17 protein-coding genes and 1 pseudogene are annotated in these 14,569 nt (G+C 33.3%); 9 read left to right on the top strand and 9 right to left on the bottom strand.

The window, feature by feature from the left end:
- Nucleotides 1–44: 44 nt before the first annotated feature.
- A complete protein-coding gene (locus tag QW060_RS22485; protein ID WP_290365193.1) occupies nt 45–830 on the bottom strand; it encodes a sigma-54-dependent transcriptional regulator in 786 nt (261 codons plus the stop codon).
- Between the two features lie 98 nt (nt 831–928).
- Here QW060_RS22485 and QW060_RS22490 point away from each other — a divergent pair, with 98 nt between their 5' ends.
- Entirely contained in the window at nt 929–1,294 is a 366-nt protein-coding gene (locus QW060_RS22490) for an HlyD family secretion protein (RefSeq protein WP_290365194.1), read from the top strand.
- Complete coding sequence (locus tag QW060_RS22495; RefSeq protein WP_290365195.1) at nt 1,291–1,848, top strand: HlyD family secretion protein; 558 nt, start codon at nt 1,291–1,293, stop codon at nt 1,846–1,848. Before QW060_RS22490 ends, QW060_RS22495 begins: the two co-directional genes overlap by 4 nt.
- A gap of 396 nt (nt 1,849–2,244) precedes the next feature.
- On the opposite strand, the gene QW060_RS22500 is transcribed toward QW060_RS22495, so the two are convergent.
- Genes QW060_RS22500 through QW060_RS22510 form a run of 3 tightly spaced genes read right to left on the bottom strand, consistent with a single transcriptional unit; the run spans nt 2,245 to nt 3,792 of the window.
- Nucleotides 2,245–2,418, bottom strand: coding sequence for a hypothetical protein (locus QW060_RS22500; RefSeq protein WP_290363587.1), 174 nt, complete (start codon nt 2,416–2,418; stop codon nt 2,245–2,247).
- A gap of 40 nt (nt 2,419–2,458) precedes the next feature.
- Nucleotides 2,459–3,100: a peptide-N-glycosidase F-related protein gene (locus QW060_RS22505; RefSeq protein ID WP_290365196.1), complete on the bottom strand. Its 642-nt coding sequence runs from the start codon at nt 3,098–3,100 to the stop codon at nt 2,459–2,461.
- Nucleotides 3,085–3,792, bottom strand: coding sequence for a PNGase F N-terminal domain-containing protein (locus QW060_RS22510; RefSeq protein WP_290365197.1), 708 nt, complete (start codon nt 3,790–3,792; stop codon nt 3,085–3,087). The genes QW060_RS22505 and QW060_RS22510 overlap by 16 nt, the downstream gene beginning before the upstream one ends.
- 233 nt (nt 3,793–4,025) lie before the next feature.
- Between QW060_RS22510 and QW060_RS22515 the strand changes: the two genes are divergently transcribed.
- Nucleotides 4,026–4,757 carry an SIMPL domain-containing protein gene (locus QW060_RS22515; protein WP_290363589.1) on the top strand — a complete coding sequence of 244 codons (732 nt, stop codon included), beginning with the start codon at nt 4,026–4,028 and terminating at the stop codon, nt 4,755–4,757.
- 30 nt (nt 4,758–4,787) lie between these two features.
- Here the strand turns inward: QW060_RS22515 and QW060_RS22520 are convergent, their stop codons facing one another.
- Nucleotides 4,788–5,381: a thioredoxin family protein gene (locus tag QW060_RS22520; RefSeq protein WP_290363590.1), complete on the bottom strand. Its 594-nt coding sequence runs from the start codon at nt 5,379–5,381 to the stop codon at nt 4,788–4,790.
- 58 nt (nt 5,382–5,439) lie between these two features.
- On the opposite strand from QW060_RS22520, the gene QW060_RS22525 reads away from it, so the two are divergent.
- Genes QW060_RS22525 through frr form a run of 3 tightly spaced genes read left to right on the top strand, consistent with a single transcriptional unit; the run spans nt 5,440 to nt 7,573 of the window.
- The gene (locus QW060_RS22525; protein WP_290363591.1) at nt 5,440–6,228 is read left to right on the top strand and encodes a patatin-like phospholipase family protein; all 789 of its coding nucleotides are present in this window, start codon (nt 5,440–5,442) and stop codon (nt 6,226–6,228) included.
- A 52-nt stretch (nt 6,229–6,280) separates the two neighbouring features.
- Entirely contained in the window at nt 6,281–6,985 is a 705-nt protein-coding gene (pyrH, locus tag QW060_RS22530) for a UMP kinase (protein WP_290363592.1), read from the top strand.
- Nucleotides 6,986–7,009: 24 nt separating this feature from the next.
- Nucleotides 7,010–7,573 (top strand): ribosome recycling factor, encoded by a 564-nt coding sequence (gene frr, locus QW060_RS22535; RefSeq protein ID WP_290363593.1) that lies wholly within the window; start codon nt 7,010–7,012, stop codon nt 7,571–7,573.
- 82 nt (nt 7,574–7,655) lie between these two features.
- On the opposite strand, the gene mazG is transcribed toward frr, so the two are convergent.
- The 3 genes from mazG to def all read right to left on the bottom strand — a co-directional run bounded on the left by mazG (nt 7,656) and on the right by def (nt 9,782).
- Nucleotides 7,656–8,441, bottom strand: a complete 786-nt coding sequence (mazG, locus tag QW060_RS22540; protein WP_290363594.1) for a nucleoside triphosphate pyrophosphohydrolase — start codon at nt 8,439–8,441, stop codon at nt 7,656–7,658.
- A gap of 144 nt (nt 8,442–8,585) precedes the next feature.
- A complete protein-coding gene (locus QW060_RS22545; protein ID WP_290363595.1) occupies nt 8,586–9,137 on the bottom strand; it encodes a DUF5606 family protein in 552 nt (183 codons plus the stop codon).
- A gap of 57 nt (nt 9,138–9,194) precedes the next feature.
- On the bottom strand, nt 9,195–9,782 hold the full coding sequence (def, locus tag QW060_RS22550) for a peptide deformylase (RefSeq protein ID WP_290363596.1): 588 nt from the start codon (nt 9,780–9,782) through the stop codon (nt 9,195–9,197).
- A gap of 148 nt (nt 9,783–9,930) precedes the next feature.
- On the opposite strand from def, the gene QW060_RS22555 reads away from it, so the two are divergent.
- From QW060_RS22555 to QW060_RS22565, 3 genes are read left to right on the top strand one after another with little or no spacing between them, the layout of a single operon-like run.
- Nucleotides 9,931–12,168 carry an FUSC family protein gene (locus QW060_RS22555; RefSeq protein ID WP_290363597.1) on the top strand — a complete coding sequence of 746 codons (2,238 nt, stop codon included), beginning with the start codon at nt 9,931–9,933 and terminating at the stop codon, nt 12,166–12,168.
- A gap of 24 nt (nt 12,169–12,192) precedes the next feature.
- Entirely contained in the window at nt 12,193–12,381 is a 189-nt protein-coding gene (locus QW060_RS22560; protein ID WP_290363598.1) for a hypothetical protein, read from the top strand.
- A 36-nt stretch (nt 12,382–12,417) separates the two neighbouring features.
- Nucleotides 12,418–13,467, top strand: coding sequence for an SRPBCC family protein (locus QW060_RS22565; protein ID WP_290363599.1), 1,050 nt, complete (start codon nt 12,418–12,420; stop codon nt 13,465–13,467).
- Nucleotides 13,468–13,717: 250 nt separating this feature from the next.
- On the opposite strand, the pseudogene secA reads toward QW060_RS22565, so the two are convergent.
- Nucleotides 13,718–14,569 (bottom strand): annotated as a pseudogene (gene secA, locus QW060_RS22570) (preprotein translocase subunit SecA); the annotation flags it as partial.

Raw genomic sequence — 14,569 nt, forward strand, 5'->3', positions numbered from 1 at the left:
ACCTGTAAGAGTTTGATTGAAGATGAAGCGGCACATTACCAATTTCATCTAAAAGATTGTTCCGGTGTTTGCTTTTCAAACCTCCCCATACTATCCTGATGAGCATCTGTAAAAGCTCCCTTTACATAGCCAAATAATTCGCTTTCAAATAGATTTTCATTCAAAGATCCTAAATCAACATGTACAAAAGGCTGGTTGCGTCGGATGGATTGATCGTGAATATATTTTGCGAGAACAAACTTACCCGTTCCATTCTCTCCCAAAATCAATGTTGTAACATCTGTTTTTGCAATCCGCTCTGCCGTTTTGTAAGCTTTTAGTATCGCTTCTGACTGTCCTGTAAAATAATCGACTGTTATGGTTGCTGCTTTTGATTGCTTTCTCACCAGTTTTACAGCGTGTTTTATAATTTCCAGAAGCTTATCATTCTCCCAGGGTTTTAACAGATAATCAACAGCCCCAAGTTTTATACCTTCTACTGCCGTATGCACATCTGCATAAGAAGTCATTAGAATTATTTTCACATCAGGAAAAATCTGTGCAATTTCTTTCATCCAGTAAATACCTTCCTTTCCATTCTCATACCCGTAACGAAAATTCATATCTAATAATACAACACCAACATTTTTTTCGCTGATGGTTTTTATAATATTGGCAGGATTAGAAAGTGTGGTCACTTCATTAAAATGCCTTTTTAAAAACAAACGGGCTGCAATCAGTACTTCTTCCTGATCATCAATTACTAAAACTGAAGCATTTATTTTTTTCATAAGGGAGGAGCGTTTGTCCGATATCGTACGATCAGTGTCCGATATCGGACAGTTTTTCATTCTGGTGATTTTGTACTGTCTTTCTCTTTCAGTCAATTACCGCTTTATAAAATTCCGGCACGAAAATATCTATCTATTAATCAGACAAATAACTGATAATGGACACTATTCGACCTCGTAAAAATAGAAAAAAACAATACATTGTACTATTGATTTTATTTTTTTTAAGTATTGGATTCTTAATATACCATTTAGCAACAAAACCTAAAATATTAAATGTATCTGCTAAAGAACTTCTTATAAAGGAAGTCAAAAATGATGTATTTCAGGATTTCATGATTCTTCAGGCACAGGCAGTTCCATTAGAGTCTATGCTTATCAATATCGTAGAAGGTGGATCGGTACAGGAACTTTTTACAGAAAACGGAGCAATGGTAGAAAAAGGAATGCCACTGGCCCGTTATACAATCCCAATACAGAATTCAATTTTTTATCACAGGAAACTGCAATTATCGAACAAATGAACAATTTGAATGTTGCCAAGCTCTCATTACGTAACCAGGAACTCGTTTTATCAAAAGATCTGATCGCTATGGAACACGATTTTAATCAGACGCAACTGGAATATCAACTTAACCAGACCCTTTTTCAGAAACAGATACTGGCAAAAAATGAATGGGAACAAACTCAGGAGAAATATCGGTATCAAAGGGAACGAAAAACGCTTTTACAGGAAAGTCTGAACAGAGAAAAACATTCCAATCAATTACAACTTGAACAAATCAACAAGGCACTGAATATTATGCAGAAAAGTCTGGAAACACTGAGGGAAAACAAAAAAAATTTCTTGGTTCTGGCACCGGTTTCAGGAAGGCTGAGTTCCTTTGAAGCTATTTTAGGACAAACGTACCTCGCAGGAACCAGTATTGGAAAAGTAGATGAAATGAAGGGGTATAAGCTAATGGCTAATATTGATGAATTTTATTTAGAAAAAATACAACAGAACCAAAAAGGGCAAATGGAAATAAAAGGAAATAATGTTGAAGTCAGTATTACAAAAATTCGCTTGTTTTTGTAAGCGAGTGCAAAAATAGAAACTCTTTTTATTTCCACCAAACTTTTTCTAAAGTTTTTTTTAAAATATTTTGACGGCTTTTCTAAGAACTTTCTCAATCCCTATCTACTTGACTGGGGTTGCAAAGCTACAACCTTTTTTTATTTCTAACAAAATTTATTTTTGTTATTTTTTTTAAGGCTTACTTAATATTTAAAGAACTTCTTGCGGATTGCGAGGGCAAATATACTACCCTTTTTTTATCCTTTCCTAATTTTTTTAAAACCTTTTTTAAACTTTATTTTAATACGCTGGTAACCTTATTTTTACAACACTCTTTTTTTTCTTTCACAATACTTAAACCCTCAAAAAAAACAGCATTCCCTTTTTTAAACCCAACTCTTTTCAAACAAAAAAAGCTTAAAACCACTTTTTGAAATCCAAAAGTTCAATAAATAAATCTGAAGTCATCCCTTTTTTAGCTTCAAAACTCCAGATTAAAGCAGCTTTTATTTTTTTACCTCTTATTATATATACGTGTCCGCAAAGAATACTATTATACAATATAAACCATACAAACCAAAAACAGCACACTATATAGTATGCTGTTTTTGGTTATTAAAATAAGTCTGTATTATTTTTTGACAATCTTTTCTGTGGTCTCAACCCCATTTTCGAATTTTATCTTAGCTACATACATCCCCGATGCCAATATTGAGATATCTAAAGTATTCGCAGTACTCTGTAAAACCTGTTTTCCAGATAAATCATACAAAAGAATCTCACGTAATTTTTCAGAAGCATTCACCGTTATAAAATCTGATGATGGATTTGGATAAAGACTGTAATCAACATATTTTATGTCTTCTATAGAAACTGTACCTTCAACGTCTTGCGAGAAGAAGAAAAGCGATAAAGGAAAATTACCTTCGCCACCAGTAAAAACTGCTGCCGGAACATTTATTTTAAAGGTATGGGATCCCGCATCAACATCTCCCAAATCAATAATTCTGTTTGGAATTACATCACCCGGACACCAGTTATTCCATGAAGTCCATTGCGCTTCTGTTTTTGGTGAAGTTCCATAAATCATATTTCCTTGTGTATTATAATAACGGTACGGCTCACAACTTTTACCACCCGGTTTATAGGTCAACACTTCCTGATCATCAAAATACACATAATGCTGTCTTCTTACATACTCTTCTCCTCCGGCATTTGCTCCGTGATTGGAAGTAATCAAATGAAGTGCACCTTCACTTATAGGATTATCCAATTCAAAATTGATAATTCTAGTTGTTGTCCCGGTACATCTGTAGCATTATAATTATTAAAATTGATATTATTCGCTAAAGGTTTGATAAAAAATTGTCCGCGATCATATCCGGTATTGGAAGAATTAAGAATTAAAGTCCCTTCAAAAACATCATTTCTACCTGCACAACCTGCAACTTGTGTATTAGCAGCATAAGGAACTCCGAATACATACAATTCAAACCATATATCATACTCCTGTCTTATAGCCTGGTCTTTAAATAAACCTAATAAATGATGTAACTCAAATTGATACGGTACCTCGTCAGGCATTTTATTTTTATTCATAAAAGGTGTGATGAACCTCCCCACTTCAATAGTTTGCTTATCAGCAGATGTCACTGGTTGTCCTTTTGGTACCAAAGAAACAAAAACACCTCCAATACGGTCATAATTATCACATAAGGCGCCTATCTTCACCTGAACTTCAAAAGTTTTAAGCAACCCATCCATTTCCTGATCAGATAATTTTTTTGCATATCTTGAATTATCGATTCTTACAATTCCTTCAGGTGTAGGTAATGTAGAAGGTGTAGCATATCCATCGTAAAAAACAATGTTATTAAATAAAGTGACACTATACTCCTGAGCACTCATTAATAAAGGAGAAAGCATTAATGCTATAAAAAATGCTTTTAAAGTAATTTTATTCATAGTAATCAATTAAGTTGTTGCAACAAAAATAACATTTAGCATAAAAAAAACAACTAAAATATACAACTATTATATTTTTTTAACACATAGGTAAAAATATTACTTTCAGTTATCACAAATTTATTATCTATAATAGCACAAATGCAATAACACATATATAGATTTGCAGAACTTTAGAGAGAAATTTTCTTAATCGTAAATACTTATTTATATTTACAGTAAAAATTGCCTTTATGAAAAATTATGCAGTGACCCTTATTATTGCTGCTTCTATATTAATAGGAGCTTTTATGCTGACAAATGCTTTTAAAAACAGAAATAACAGCAACGACACAATTAGTGTTACAGGTCTTGGTTCTCAGGATTTTGTTTCCGATTTAATTGTATGGAACAGTTCTTTCTCAAAAAGAAGTTTTGATTTAAAAGAAGCGTATGCAGGTTTAGATACTGACCGCAACACTATTAAAACCTATTTATTATCAAAAGGAATCAAAGAGAGTGACATTATTTTTTCTTCTGTAAATATTAACAAAGAATTTACCACCACTTTTGATTCAAATAACAATGTACATTCACAAACATTTGCCGGATATACACTAACTCAAAATGTAAATGTAGAAAGCAAAGAAATTACAAAAGTAGAAAATGTATCCAGAGAGGTTACGGAGCTGATTAATTCGGGTGTTGAGCTTTATTCTAATCCACCGGAATATTATTACACTAAATTATCGGAACTTAAATTAAAGATGATTGCTGAAGCAACAAAAGACGCAAGATCCAGAGCAGAGCAGATTGCGGATAATGCAGGCGCTAAATTAGGGCATCTTAAAAAATCAGATATGGGTATTTTTCAGATTATTGCTCAAAATTCTTCAGAAGACTATTCATGGGGAGGCTCTTTTAATACCTCTTCCAAAAATAAGACAGCAACTATTACTATAAAACTGGTATACAATATTAAATAAACAAAAAAGCAAATCTATGATTTGCTTTTTTTATGGGTGTAATTCAAGAATCTCTTTCTGAATAGAAACCCCTTTATCATCATTATACCACTTTTGAAGAGCTGTTTTTAATTCTTCATTAATACCGCCATATTTGTTCTTTAAATCTTCTACTAAAGCCACTGCACCTGATGGTCTGGGTCCCCAGTTTGAAACTTCTTCCATCGTATCAGCTTCAAGAATTATCATTTTAGGTATTGACCGACCTCCATTAGTAAGATAATGATCCATCAGTTCTTTATTTTCATCTCTCAATACAATTTTAAGTTCTACGAATGGAGTTACTTCAGCCATTTTATTCATCACAGGTAATATTTGAGCTGCATCACCACACCATCCTTCCGATAATACTAACCAAATGTATTTTTTAGAAATATTTTTTAAGCTCTCCTTAACTTCATCTGTGACAACGACTGTCTTATCCAATCGATTCATCCGCTGTGCGTTTAACTTACTATAAGCAAGAATTTCATCTGATTGAGTGTCACCCGTTGATTTACTTTCTGTAATTAAGGTATCAACTAAATCTCTATAAGCTTTGTATGTATAAGATTTTGTTATGCTTTGTTCGTAAAGTTGTTTCATTATATTAATTTTATAGATTCAAAGATAAACCCAAATCTTAAATTTCAAAAATTAGTATATGGAAAAACACACATTAGAATTCGGTATTGTACTTTCTGGTGGCGGACACAAAGGATTAGCACATGCTGGGGTTCTAAAGTTTCTAAATGAAGTAGGAATTCATCCTCAGGTAATCGCAGGTACGAGTGCCGGATCGATTGTGGGTAGTTTATACGCACAAGGTTTAAATCCTGATCAGATTCTTGCTTTTTTTCAGTCGGTCAGTTTTTTTAGCTGGAGTCATATAACTTTTAAAAAAGCTGGATTTCTGGATGCCAATTCCTTTGGAACTTATCTGAAAGAAATTTTCGAAGAAAAGACTTTAGGCGAATTAGAAAAGGATCTTTTTATTACTGCCACAGACATTAGCAGAGGAAAATTAAAAATATTTAACCAGCAAACGAAGATTACGGATGCCGTTTTAGCATCGAGCGCTTTTCCCGGAGTATTCTCTCCTGTCATTGTAAATGGAAAGTTGTATAGTGATGGTGGTATTTTAAACAATTTTCCTGTAAATACGATTCAGGGCCGATGTGACTTTATTATAGGAGTTAATGTTTGTCCGATGGTTGATACAGAAGTTTCAAAATTTACCAGCATCAAATCTGTAGCAATACGCGCTTACGAAATTATGACAATGCATAATTCGAATGCTTCAAATGAACTTTGTGACTGGTACATAGAACCTCAGGCACTGGCAGCGTACAATACGTTTGAAACCAATAAAAAAAGAATGGAAGAGATTTTTAATATTGGCTATCAGGAAGCTAAGAAAACCTACAAAAATTTAAAGGATAAAATAAGATAAGCTATTTTATACAATCATAATATGATTATATTTGCATAAAAATCCTGATTCGATGAAATACAAAAGAATACTTTTAAAACTAAGCGGAGAAGCTTTAATGGGAGATAATCAATATGGTATTGATCCAAAACGTTTGGCTGAATATGCTGCAGAGATAAAAAAAGTGCATGAATTAGGTGTTGAAGTAGCTATCGTAATCGGAGGAGGAAATATTTTCAGAGGTGTTTCGGGAGCCAGCAACGGTATGGATCGCGTACAGGGAGATTATATGGGAATGCTTGCGACAGTAATCAACGGAATGGCACTGCAAGGTGCTCTGGAAGATATTGGTCTTTTAACAAGACTGCAAACTGCTTTAAAAATTGAAGCTATTGCTGAGCCTTACATCAAAAGACGCGCAGTACGCCATCTTGAAAAAAACAGAATTGTAATTTTTGGTGCCGGTACTGGTAATCCCTATTTCACAACCGATACAGCAGCAGTATTGAGAGGGGTAGAGATAAATGCAGATGTGATTTTAAAAGGTACAAGAGTAGACGGTGTTTATACTGCTGATCCGGAAAAAGATCCTTCAGCTGTAAAATTTGAAACCATTACTTTTTCTGATGTTTTACAGAAAAATTTAAATGTGATGGATACCACTGCTTTTACTTTAAGCCATGAAAACAAACTTCCGATTGTAGTGTTTGATATGAATAAAGAAGATAATCTTCTGAAAGTTTGTAAAGGAGAATCTATTGGAACAACAGTATACTAATAACAAAAATAAAAAACTAAAGTCATGACAGAAGAAATTAATTTCATCATAGACGAAGCAAAAGAAGCAATGGAAGGAGCAATTGCTCATTTAGAAAAATCCTTGCTAAATATCAGAGCCGGTAAGGCTTCACCACAAATGCTTGGCAGTGTATTTGTTGATTATTACGGTTCACAAACTGCACTTTCGCAAGTAGCGAACATCAATGTTCCTGATCCGAGAACATTAACGGTTACACCTTGGGAAAAAAACATGTTGCAGCCTATCGAAAAAGCCATTATGATTGCTAATCTTGGTTTAAATCCGATGAACAACGGAGATATGATCATCATCAATATTCCTGCATTAACAGAGGAGCGCCGACGTGATCTGGTAAAACAATCGAAAGGAGAAGCTGAAGATGCAAAAATAGGAGTTAGAAATGCCCGAAAAGATGCCAACAACGATATTAAAAAACAGGAAAAAGAAGGTACTTCTGAGGATATCTGTAAAGGCGCAGAAGATGATATTCAAAAATTAACAGATGCCTATATCAAAAGAATTGATGATATTTTAGCTGTAAAAGAAGCTGAAATCATGAAAGTATAAATTCACTTCATTAAAAAATGATAGTTATATTATAAAAAAAAGTCCGATTGTAATAATCGGACTCTTTTTTTATCTCTATTTTTTACTTTTTCTGTTTTTCTATCTTTGCTCTGTTCCAGTACACATCCATTTCTTCCAGTGTGAGATCAGACAGTTGTTTTCCGTCTTTTTGTACTTCCTGTTCCAAATATTGAAATCTATAAATGAACTTTTTATTGGTTTTTTCTAATGCATCTTCCGGATTGATGTTTTTAAAACGGGCGTAATTAATCATAGAAAATAACACATCTCCAAATTCCTCTTCCATTTTTTGCACATCATCTTTCTGAACTTCAGCCTGAAATTCATTCATCTCCTCTTCTACCTTATCCCATACCTGATCAGCGTTATCCCAATCAAAACCTACTCCTTTTGCTTTTTCCTGTATTCGCATGGCTTTTATCATTGCCGGAAGGCTTTTAGGAACGCCACTTAAAACCGATGTGTTGCCTTCTTTAAGTTTTAATTTCTCCCAGTTTTTTTTGACATCTTCTTCATTATCTACGTGTACATCTGCATAGATGTGTGGATGCCTCATTACCAACTTGTCACTAATGGCATTACATACATCTGCTATATCAAAAGCATTTTCCTCACTTCCTAATTTTGCATAAAATACGATATGCAACAATACATCTCCGAGCTCTTTTTTAATTTCTTCCAAATCCCTATCAAAGATGGCATCTGTAAGTTCATACGTTTCTTCAATAGTCAGATGTCGCAACGTTTCAAATGTCTGTTTTTTGTCCCACGGACATTTTTCTCTCAGATCATCCATAATCTCTAATAGTCTATTGAAAGCGGATAGTTGTGATTCTCTTGTATTCATGTTAAAAAGTGATCTTGTTTGTACTTATAATTGTTCAAATCTAATGAAACATCTTTTAAGGGATAAAAATAAGTAGATTAAATTTTGAGCAGTATATGAGTTCTAAAAAATAAATCCTGCCAATTGACAGGATTTATATAGAAACTATTCTTCTTTTTTAGCTTTCTTAGCTTTAGGCTTTTCTTCTCCTTCAGCTTTTGTTTTCGGAGCAGCTTTTTTAGCTTTTGGTTTTTCTTCTCCCTCAGCTTTTGGCTCAGCCGTTTTTTTAGCTTTTGGTTTCTCTTCTGCAACAGGCTCTTCAACAACTGCATTAAATTGCTCAATAAAACCTGCTTTATGTAAAATGTTATACCAGTTTAATACTTTTTTAATATCAGAAGCATATACTCTTTCAGTATCATAATCCGGAACTATTTCTGCAAAATAATTTTCTAATGTACTGTTATCCGATTTATGAGATATAGCTTCTCCTTTGTTTTCTTTTTTTGCTATGTTAGCGAAAACTTCAAACAATTTGATCTCTCCGGTTTGGGTATAAATAGATATTTCTGATAATAAACTTACATTGCTTTTTAATCCTACGGTTAGTTTTTTACCGTCTACTAAAGATTCTGCAATAAACCCAGATCTCGTTTGGATTTTTAGCTCATATAATCCTGGTTTTCCAGAAATTGATAAAACTTTTTCTACACTCATTGTTACTTATTTTTTCAAGGACACAAATATCATAATTTGAAACTAATATCCAAAAAATTATCGTCCTCTTTTATTTATAAATTTCATTTTATAGTCTGCATTTACTTTTCCGTCCATAATATTCTGCAAACGTTTGGCATTTAATTTCTTTTTTAATGATGATATTTTATCCGTAAACAGAATGCCTTCTATATGATCATACTCATGTTGAATAACACGTGCTGCATATCCGTCAAATACATCTGTATGTTTATTGAAATTCTCATCGTGGTATTCAATGGTAATAACCGGTTTTCTGTAAACATCTTCTCTTACTCCCGGAATACTTAAACAACCTTCATTAAAAGCCCATTCCTCTCCTTCTTCTTTTATGATTTTTGCATTGATGAAAACCTTTTGAAAATCTCTTAGGTAATCTTGTTCTTCTTTTGTCAGATCTTCATCATCACTAAAAGCTGAACAGTCTACAACAAACAAACGAATTGGAAGTCCTATCTGAGGTGCAGCCAATCCTACACCATAGGAGTTTTCCATAGTTTCGTTCATATTTTCAATTAATTTTTGTAAATCAGGATAATCTTTGCTAACCTCTTCTCCCTTTTTTCGTAAAACAGGGTCTCCATAGCCCACTATAGGTAATATCATTCTTTTGAATTTAATTTGTTAGGATATAACGCTGCAAAATTAAACAATTTCAGCGAATTGCCTCATAGAAAATCCATCTTAAATATGTCTTTAAAATAAGATAAACCAATCACTATTATTAGTAGCTTTGTAGTTATATTTTCAGGCTATGTATAGAAAAATAATCAAGAAAATTGGAGACAACCATTTGTATGATGCCGTCAAAACTACTTTTGCCGCTTCCATACCTTTTCTTTTTTTTCACACTGAAGACACTTTCAGTATAGCCTTTACCTTTGCTATGGGAGCATTGTTGACGGCTCCGGTTGATATTCCCAGTAGTCTTAAACATAAAATAGTAGGTCTGACTTCAGGTAGTTTTATGATTGCTGCAATAACCCTTTTGCTGGGTTCTACCTACCATATTCCCTGGCTTTTTTACCCTATTTTTATCTTTATCCTGTTTTTTATCAGTATGATAGCAGTATATGGTCATCGTGCGAATCTGCTCTCTTTTACAGGTCTTTTATGTATAAGCCTTGCATTTATACATGACTATCAAGGTCAGGAATTACTTATCAATTGTTTGTATTTATTAGGTGGTGGTATTATATATACGCTTATTTCTCTTATTTTTTATTTTATAAAACCGAGCAGATATATAACGCTTGAAGTAGCGAATTGTATTGAAAAAACAGCGGAATATTTAGACTTAAGAGCACAATTATGGAGTGAAGGAGTTGACAAAAATAAAATTATTCAGGATCAGCTTACACTTCAAATCAAATTAAATGAACTGCATGAAAGCATTCGCGAATATCTGATAAGAAATAAAGCCAATACAAGCAATTCAAGCAGTAATCGCAAATTACTTGTTTCCCACTCGCTTCTTTTGGAAATCATGGAACTGTCAAGTTCCAATGCATTTGATCATGCTCTGATAAGAGACATGTTTAAGGATCGTATGGAGATTGTTAAAGCATATCAACGACTCGCAGAAAACTTTGCCCTAACCCTTCATTCCTTATCTTATCATATCAAAGCCAATAAAAAGTATCATTCGCCTGTATCTCTTACTACAGAAATAAAAGCAATTAAAACAGCTTTAGATTCTTTTCAGAAAGAAAAAAACTGGTTGAATACACAGGAAGAAATGGTTGTTTTTTCTAACGTCATGCAATACGCAAATAAACAGTTAGAAAAAATAAAAGGACTTGAACGCGTTTTCAAAGGACGTGTAAATGCAGATCAACTCAGAGGGAAATATAAAGATCTGGAAAAGTTTTTGACTCCCCAGCATTACCGATTTTCTACATTGATTGAAAATCTCACTTTTGATTCTATGATTTTCAGACATTCCCTACGTCTTACAATTACTATTGTGCTGGGCTTTATTTTAGGGCAAATATTGCCTTTACAAAAGGAATACTGGATATTGATGACGGTAGTCGTAATTATGCGTCCCGGTTATGGTCTTACCAAGCAACGTTCAAAAGAAAGGGTTATTGGTACCATTCTCGGCGGGTTGATCGCTTTTAGCTTTTTATTTTTTATACACAATACAGCTTTACTCGTATGTCTGACCATACTTACTATGATATTGGGTTACTGGCTGTCTTACTCCGACTATAAAATCGGAGTAACATTTGTAACCATTTATGTAGTGTTTATATATGGTATGCTGACTCCTAACTATGCTGATCTTCTCAAATACAGAATTATTGATACCGCTATAGGTGCTTTTCTTGCTTTTGCCACTACGCATCTGTTATGGCCATCATGGGAATTTTTAAAGATAAAAACCCATTTGAAAAAGTCTTTGGAAGCCAATAAAGAATATGTCAAAGAAATTCAGCAATACTATAATACAAAAGGTGAGCTTACCACTACTTACAAAATAGCGCGTAAGTATGCATATATAGAAGTAGGTAATCTGATGGCATCCTTTCAACGCATGATACAGGAGCCTAAGTCAAAACAGCGCAATAAAGCAGAATTGTATGAACTTACAGTACTGAACCAAACACTGATATCCGCAGCAGCCGGAATAGGAACATATATTCAATGGCATCCTACAACAGAAGCTTCAGAAGCTTTTAACATTGTAATGAACAATATCATCGAAAATCTGGATCACAGTCTGGCAATTTATGAAAATAAAAAAACAGACTCTGAAAATACAGATTCCGATGTGGACGATACCGAAAACACTGAAGTAGAAATCAGTTTCACAAAATTAAAGCAGATGCGCCGTAATGAAATTGAAAATGAATTACTGCCATTTGATGAAAAAATACAGAAATTAGAAGAATCCCAGCTCATTATTGACCAGCTCATCTGGATGGTCAATTTATCAAAACAGATTCTGAAAAGCTCAAAAAAGCTTAAAGCAAAAAAAATAAAATAATCATTTAATACGGTTTATAAAATTATGTTTTCAAACGGTCAGCTACTATTTGCCGCTTTATTTATCATTGTCTTTACCATTGCAATGATTTATGTTTATAGAAAAGACTTGAAAATGCACAGAATGTATTACAAAGGCAGTATATGGATACTGGTTTCCTTTTTTGCATTTGTAGGATTTCTCTATCTTATTAAGTATTTATGGAAAGAATAAATTTTATACATTTGGATAATTTTAAAAAAAACACTTATGAAAATTTTTAAATATGTTATTCTGCTGTTGGTGCTCGGAATCATCTCTCTTACCGTATTTATAGCAACATCCAACGGAGCATATGAGTTCAGTAAATCAAGAGAGATTGAACTGAACCGATCTACTATTTTCAATTACCTCAGTGATTATAAAAACTGGAATACCTGGAATCCAGAATTAGAAAATAAAAACAATATTATTTATGATTCCATTTCTAAAGGCAAAAATTCCGGATTGAAATGGAACCATAATTATTATAAAAATACAGGGTTCTACCCTAACGACAGCTTATCGCAAACTGCCATGATCAATAAAGAAATGACAACTTCTACCTTTTACCTGAAAAAAACGGAAACCGGTACTCAAATCACCTGGAAAGTAAAAGGCAAAATGAATTTTCTGGAAAAAGTAAAAGTATTTTTCTTTGGTGGAGCTGAAAAAATATTGGGTGGCAACTATGAAAAAGGGCTGAATAATATCAATCATTATCTGGTAAAAGAATTGTCAGACTATAATGTTCAAAGCATAGGAATTATTGAAATTCCTCAGGTATATTACATCAAGCAAAATGTGCGTTCACGCATTGATGAACTGGGCAGTAAAATTTTTCAATCTATGGAGTCAATGCAGGTTTTTGTAAAAGAAAATAACCTGGTAGCAAATGGGGCTCCATTTACTGTTTTTGAAGACATAAATGTCAATTTAGGATATGTAAATTATGCGGTTTGCTTACCGATTACTACAGAGATACATACTTCTGAAGGCAGTGATATCATCAGTGGAAAATCGGATAGCTTTTTTGCTTTTAAAACAGTATTGAGAGGTGATTACTCCCATAGTGATAAAGCATGGCAGGAAAACAGAAATGCTATCACTAAATATAAACTTACAGAGAACAAAACCATCAAACCGGTAGCCATCTACAAAAAATCAATTTTGGATACCAACAAACCATCTGAATGGGAAACAGAAATACTCACTCCGGTATTTGAAAAATATGTAGTTCCGGAACTCGAAGTTGAAAATGATTCAACTAAAATCCGTTAACATAAAAAAGCTCTTGAAAATTCAAGAGCTTTTTTTATATCAATAGATTACTATATCTTTAACCGCAATCTTTCATACAATTTATTAATCCGAATATTTGAATAATCATTTTATAGGTTCCAATAACAAACAGAATACGTTCTGAAATACATCATTAAAGAAACCATAATTACATATTATTGAATAACGTACACGAAACTTCTGTTTATGAGTATAAAAAAAGCGATAGAATATTCTATCGCTTTTAGATTTATGCTTGTTTATTTTCTTCCTGTATTGGCAGATCTCCTTTCATTAAGAATGAAATGACATCTTTATTGATAGCCTCCATAGTCGCTTTAAACAAATTAAAGGCTTCAAACTTATAAATCAATAAAGGATCTTTCTGTTCGTGAACCGCTAACTGTACAGATTGTTTCAATTCATCCATTTTGCGTAAATGCTTTTTCCAGGCTTCATCCAAAATAGACAGCGTAATGTTCTTTTCAAAATCATTAATGAGGGTTTTCCCTTCAGAAGTATATGCTTTTTCTAAGTTCGTAACTACATTTACGCTTTTGATACCATCTGAAAACGGAACTACGATACGCTCAAATTGACCTGAATTGTTTTCATATACATTTTTGATCACTTTAAAAGCTTCCATAGAACTGAATTCTATTTTTTGCTGATACTTTTTATACACGTATTCGTACAGTTTATCTACGAGTTCATTTGCCGTTCCTCTTGAGAATTCATCTTCTGTAAAAGGTACTTCAATTCCTAACAAACGAATGATATCAAACTCAAAATTTTTATAATCAGCATTCGCTTTATTGATCTCTACAAGATTATCGCATACATCAAACATCATATCCGCGATATCCACTTTAAGGCGATCTCCGTGAAGAGCATGACGACGGCGTTTGTAAACTACTTCACGCTGAGCATTCATTACATCATCATATTCCAAAAGACGCTTACGGGTACCGAAGTTGTTCTCCTCTACTCTTTTTTGCGCTTTTTCTATCGATTTGGTCATCCATTTGTGTTGAATAACTTCTCCTTCTTTCAAGCCCATCGTATCCATGATTTTCGCTACCCGTTCTGAACCGAATAAACG

It is taken from the genome of Paenimyroides ceti (assembly GCF_030409925.1).

What these genes read in the sequence shown, in the direction of transcription:
- QW060_RS22485 (WP_290365193.1), bottom strand. Translation starts at nt 830, where the DNA reads ATGAAAAACTGTCCGATATCGGACACTGATCGTACGATATCGGACAAA.
- QW060_RS22490 (WP_290365194.1), top strand. Translation starts at nt 929, where the DNA reads ATGGACACTATTCGACCTCGTAAAAATAGAAAAAAACAATACATTGTA.
- QW060_RS22495 (WP_290365195.1), top strand. Translation starts at nt 1,291, where the DNA reads ATGAACAATTTGAATGTTGCCAAGCTCTCATTACGTAACCAGGAACTC.
- QW060_RS22510 (WP_290365197.1), bottom strand. Translation starts at nt 3,792, where the DNA reads ATGAATAAAATTACTTTAAAAGCATTTTTTATAGCATTAATGCTTTCT.
- QW060_RS22515 (WP_290363589.1), top strand. Translation starts at nt 4,026, where the DNA reads ATGAAAAATTATGCAGTGACCCTTATTATTGCTGCTTCTATATTAATA.
- QW060_RS22520 (WP_290363590.1), bottom strand. Translation starts at nt 5,381, where the DNA reads ATGAAACAACTTTACGAACAAAGCATAACAAAATCTTATACATACAAA.
- QW060_RS22525 (WP_290363591.1), top strand. Translation starts at nt 5,440, where the DNA reads ATGGAAAAACACACATTAGAATTCGGTATTGTACTTTCTGGTGGCGGA.
- pyrH (WP_290363592.1), top strand. Translation starts at nt 6,281, where the DNA reads ATGAAATACAAAAGAATACTTTTAAAACTAAGCGGAGAAGCTTTAATG.
- frr (WP_290363593.1), top strand. Translation starts at nt 7,010, where the DNA reads ATGACAGAAGAAATTAATTTCATCATAGACGAAGCAAAAGAAGCAATG.
- mazG (WP_290363594.1), bottom strand. Translation starts at nt 8,441, where the DNA reads ATGAATACAAGAGAATCACAACTATCCGCTTTCAATAGACTATTAGAG.
- QW060_RS22545 (WP_290363595.1), bottom strand. Translation starts at nt 9,137, where the DNA reads ATGAGTGTAGAAAAAGTTTTATCAATTTCTGGAAAACCAGGATTATAT.
- def (WP_290363596.1), bottom strand. Translation starts at nt 9,782, where the DNA reads ATGATATTACCTATAGTGGGCTATGGAGACCCTGTTTTACGAAAAAAG.
- QW060_RS22555 (WP_290363597.1), top strand. Translation starts at nt 9,931, where the DNA reads ATGTATAGAAAAATAATCAAGAAAATTGGAGACAACCATTTGTATGAT.
- QW060_RS22560 (WP_290363598.1), top strand. Translation starts at nt 12,193, where the DNA reads ATGTTTTCAAACGGTCAGCTACTATTTGCCGCTTTATTTATCATTGTC.
- QW060_RS22565 (WP_290363599.1), top strand. Translation starts at nt 12,418, where the DNA reads ATGAAAATTTTTAAATATGTTATTCTGCTGTTGGTGCTCGGAATCATC.